Source organism: Alloyangia mangrovi (assembly GCF_002300555.2).
GTDB lineage: Bacteria > Pseudomonadota > Alphaproteobacteria > Rhodobacterales > Rhodobacteraceae > Salipiger > Salipiger mangrovi.
Genome location: NZ_NTHN02000116.1, coordinates 1 through 3,751, shown reverse-complemented (window position 1 = coordinate 3,751; position 3,751 = coordinate 1). Strand labels below are relative to the sequence as shown.

The following is a 3,751-nucleotide window of genomic DNA, read 5'->3' as shown; positions in this document are numbered from 1 at the left end:
GCGTGCCGATCTCGGTGATCGCCTCGGCGCGGGCCTCGATCTCGTCGGCGATGGCGTTCAGGAACTCGGCGCGCGCCTCGCGGGTGGTGTAGCCGTAGCTCCAGAAGGCCTCTTCGGCGGCCTTGCAGGCCCGGTCGACCAGCGCCGGGGTGCCGACCGAAAACGCGTGGCTCGGGCCATGCGCCGGCTCGGAGGTGAAGCTGGTCTCGCCAGCCACCCAGGCGCCCGCGATCAGGTGCTTGCCGTGCGGGGGGGAAGACGGATTTGTCGAGCATGAAAGGGCTCCCATGTCTGAAGTGTTGTCCAAGCGCCTAGGGGCGGGTCTCGGCGTCGTAGCCGTTGAGCACGGCGAGGCTTTCGCCGCCAGCAAGGCGCTCGCGCCAGTCAACCTCGCGCGCCTCGTCCGCCTCGGCCCGCGCCACCAGCGCGGCAAGATCGTGACGATCCGGGGCGAGACGGAGCAGGCCGTTTTCGTCGCCGAAAATCAGGTCACCGTCCTGCAAGGCGACGCCGCCGGGACAGATGGTGCCGAAGAGCTCGGCGCCGGGCACCCGCAGCGGACGGGTGGTGACGACGCTCGTGCCGCGCGCAAAGAGCGGCAGGCCCATCGCGGCGATCTCGGCAATGTCGGTCACCACGCCGTCCACCACGATGCCCGCTGCGCCCGCGGTCCGCGCGGCCAGCGCGACCATTTCGCCGACACAGGCAATGCGGTCGTCGCCGCAGCGGTCGATGACCAGCACGTCTCCCGGTCGGAGCGCATCGAGCACGCGGTGCACCGGTTCGGCATCGGGCAGCGGCTGACGCACCGTGACCGCCCGGCCGAGCATGCGACCCGGCACCAGGGCGCGGATCTTCGGCGAGAGGAAGCCCTCGCTCAGGTGGTGCCCAAGCGAGGCGGGTTGCAGGGCCCGCAGCCGATCAAGCAGAGCCTGGTCGAGAGCGGGGCCGGACCGCCTGGGGTGCCGGATCATGCCTGCGCCTCCCGAAGCGAGGCCGCGATGTCCGCGGCCGTGCGGCAGCCCTGGTTCAGGAACCCGATGTCATTGCCGACCAGCAGCATGTCCCCGCCCTGCGCGAAGAGCTCCGCGGCCTGTTCGGGCGTTGCGGGCATGCAGGGGAGCATGACGTGAATGCCCTTCTCGCGGCATTTCGCGACGAGCAGGCGCATGGCCTCGTGCACCGCGGGCTCGCGCATGGAATAGTCCACCGTGAGGCCGCTCGAGAGGGCGAAATCCGCCGGGCCGAAATGCACCGCGTCGATACCGGGCACCGCGAGGATCTCGTCGATGTTGTCGAAGAACTCCGGGCTCTCGGCCATCGGGACGATGAGCGTTTCGCGGTTGCTGCGCTGTGCATAGTCGGCCCAGTCAAAGCCCGGACCGGCCCATCCGGCCGAGCGCACCGAGCTGTCGCCGCCGCGCCGGCCGAGGGGCGGGAACTTCGTCGCCGCGATGATCGCACGCATCTGCGCCGCATCGTGCACCTGCGGCACGATCACCCCCGCCGCGCCGAGCTCCAGCGCCTTGCGCAGCCCGGTCGGGGCGCTGTCGGGGACCCGCACCAGCGGCGCGACACCGGCCAGCCGCGCGGCGAGCAGCATCCGCTCCATCGGCAGATCAAGGCCCAGCACGCTGTGCTCGGCGTCGATGAACACGAAGTCGAGCCCCCAGGCCCCGGCGATCTCGACCGCGGCGGGGCTGCCCGAGTAGACATTCATGCCGAATACCGGCCCGCCCGCCGCGAGCCTGTCGCGCAGCCCGGCGCTCATGCCTCGAGCCCCAGCGCAGCGGGGGCGGCGCAGATGCGGTAGTCCTGCGGACGCCGATCGCGGAAGGGATGCACCTCGTAGACGCCGGGATCGCGGATGATCGACTTGGTGCGGGCGCGCGACAGGTCGATATCGACGGTGAAGATGCCCTCGTCCATGCCGGCGTTGAAGATCTCGGCCCCGTCCGGCCCGATCACGTGGCTGCTGCCCATGAAGGCCATGCCGTCATCGACATCGATGCGGTTGGAGGACAGGAAGTAGACGAAGTTCTCGGCGGCGCGCACGCGGCTGAAAAGGTCGGGCAGGATGCGCGCGGCCTCGGGCCAGGCAGCCGGGAGCACGACCAGTTCGGCGCCTTCCAGCGCCAGCGTGCGGATCACCTCGGGGAAGCGGATCTCGTAACAGATGGCAAGGCCGATGCGGCCGATCGGCGTGTCGAAGACCGACGGGCCCTCGATCTGCGGGATGTCGACGAACCGGTCGCCGATCATGAACGGAAGGTGCATCTTGTGATGCAGCCCGACGATGCCCTCGGGGCCGATCAGCGCGGCGGTGTTCAGCGCCTGCGCGCCGGACTTCTGGTAGAAGCCCACGACCACGTGGATGTCCGCCGCGCGCGCCGCCTCGAGGATGGGGGCAAGATCGCCCCGCTCGATGTCAACGGCCGCCCGCAGCAGCGAGGCGCGGTCATCGAAGGAGCCGCCGGTCAGGAAGCACTCGGGAAAGACGATGAGCCGGGCCCCATCGGCCGCCGCCGCGCGGGCGGCCTCGGCAACCAGTGCCGTGGTGGCAGGGGTGTCGCCGTGGACGGGCGACAGCTGGGCGAATGAGATTTTCATGTTCACTCCATTCTACGGGAGCGGGACCCGCGGCGCGGGCCCCGGCCATTGGGTCAGTCCAGCGAGAAGCCGACCGCGTCGAAGACGGTACGCACCAGCTCGGGATCGAAGGTGTCCGCATAGGTTCGGATGACCGGGGCGACGGCCTCCTGCATGCGGGCAAGCTCCTCGGGCGCGATCTCGGTCACGACGTTGCCCGCGGCGCGGATCTCCGCCAGCGCGCTGTCCTGCGCCTCGCGCGAGATGCGGCGTTGCTCGACCGCGGTCTCCTGCGCGACATTCTGGATCAGGGCCTTTTCATCGTCGCTGAGCTGGTCCCAGAAGGGCTTGCCGATCAGCACGATCTGCGGGTTGTAGTTGTGGCGGGTCACCGAGACGTATTTCTGCACCTCGGTATATTTCGCGGTGAGCGCGAAGGGCGCGGTGCATTCCTGCCCGTCCACGGCGCCGGTCTCGAGCGCGGTGTAGAGCTCGGTCACCGCCATCGGCGTCGGATTGGCGCCAAGCGCCTTCCACATGTCGACCAGCAGCGGGTTCTGCTGGACGCGGATCTTGAGCCCAGAGATATCCTCGAGCCGGTGCACCTCGCGGGTGTTGTTGGTCAGCTGGCGGAAACCCTGCTCCCAGAACGACAGTCCGACCACCCCGTGCTCGGGCAGCTGATCGGTGAGCATCTTGCCCACGTCGCCGTCGAGCAGCGTGTCCATCACCTCTTCGTCCTGGTAGATGAACGGCAGGTCGAGAATGCCGAAGTCCTGCGCCTGGGTCATCATGTTGCCGGCGTTCCAGACCATCATCTCGACGACGCCGCCCTGGAGCGAAGAGAGCACCTGCACATCGCCGCCGAGCACGCCGTTGGCGAAGACGCGGGCCTTCAGCTTGCCGCCGCTCTGCTCTTCGAGCTTCTCGGCGAAGATGTGCATGCCCTGCACCGGCGGCGTGCCTTCCTGGCCGGTGGCGGCGAACTTGATGGTGCGATTGCTGTAGTCCTGCGCCTGAGCGCCGGTCGCAAGAAGGGCGGCGGCCAGAAGGCCGTGGATCAGTTTCATGGGAATTTCCTTGTTGGAGTTTCGGAGGGCCGGGGTATTCTGGAGCTTCTGGAGCTTCTGGAGCTTCTGGAGCTTCTGGAGCTTCTGGAGCT

General features: G+C 68.7%; 5 protein-coding genes. All 5 read right to left on the bottom strand.

Annotated features, from left to right (window positions below; genetic code table 11):
• The coding region (locus CLG85_RS26900; RefSeq protein WP_260350356.1) for an aldehyde dehydrogenase family protein at window positions 1–289 on the bottom strand (289 nt) is incomplete at its 3' end.
• Between the two features lie 22 nt (window positions 290–311).
• Window positions 312–974, bottom strand: a complete 663-nt coding sequence (locus tag CLG85_RS26895) for an RraA family protein (RefSeq protein WP_260350355.1) — start codon at window positions 972–974, stop codon at window positions 312–314.
• Window positions 971–1,771: an HpcH/HpaI aldolase family protein gene (locus tag CLG85_RS26890; protein ID WP_260350352.1), complete on the bottom strand. Its 801-nt coding sequence runs from the start codon at window positions 1,769–1,771 to the stop codon at window positions 971–973. Before CLG85_RS26890 ends, CLG85_RS26895 begins: the two co-directional genes overlap by 4 nt.
• Window positions 1,768–2,610: a carbon-nitrogen hydrolase family protein gene (locus CLG85_RS26885; RefSeq protein WP_095883336.1), complete on the bottom strand. Its 843-nt coding sequence runs from the start codon at window positions 2,608–2,610 to the stop codon at window positions 1,768–1,770. Before CLG85_RS26885 ends, CLG85_RS26890 begins: the two co-directional genes overlap by 4 nt.
• Window positions 2,611–2,663: 53 nt before the next feature.
• Complete coding sequence (locus CLG85_RS26880; RefSeq protein WP_095883335.1) at window positions 2,664–3,659, bottom strand: DctP family TRAP transporter solute-binding subunit; 996 nt, start codon at window positions 3,657–3,659, stop codon at window positions 2,664–2,666.
• Window positions 3,660–3,751: the final 92 nt, after the last annotated feature.

Coding starts and splice junctions, on each gene's coding strand:
- CLG85_RS26895 (WP_260350355.1), bottom strand. CDS start 974: ATGATCCGGCACCCCAGGCGGTCCGGCCCCGCTCTCGACCAGGCTCTG.
- CLG85_RS26890 (WP_260350352.1), bottom strand. CDS start 1,771: ATGAGCGCCGGGCTGCGCGACAGGCTCGCGGCGGGCGGGCCGGTATTC.
- CLG85_RS26885 (WP_095883336.1), bottom strand. CDS start 2,610: ATGAAAATCTCATTCGCCCAGCTGTCGCCCGTCCACGGCGACACCCCT.
- CLG85_RS26880 (WP_095883335.1), bottom strand. CDS start 3,659: ATGAAACTGATCCACGGCCTTCTGGCCGCCGCCCTTCTTGCGACCGGC.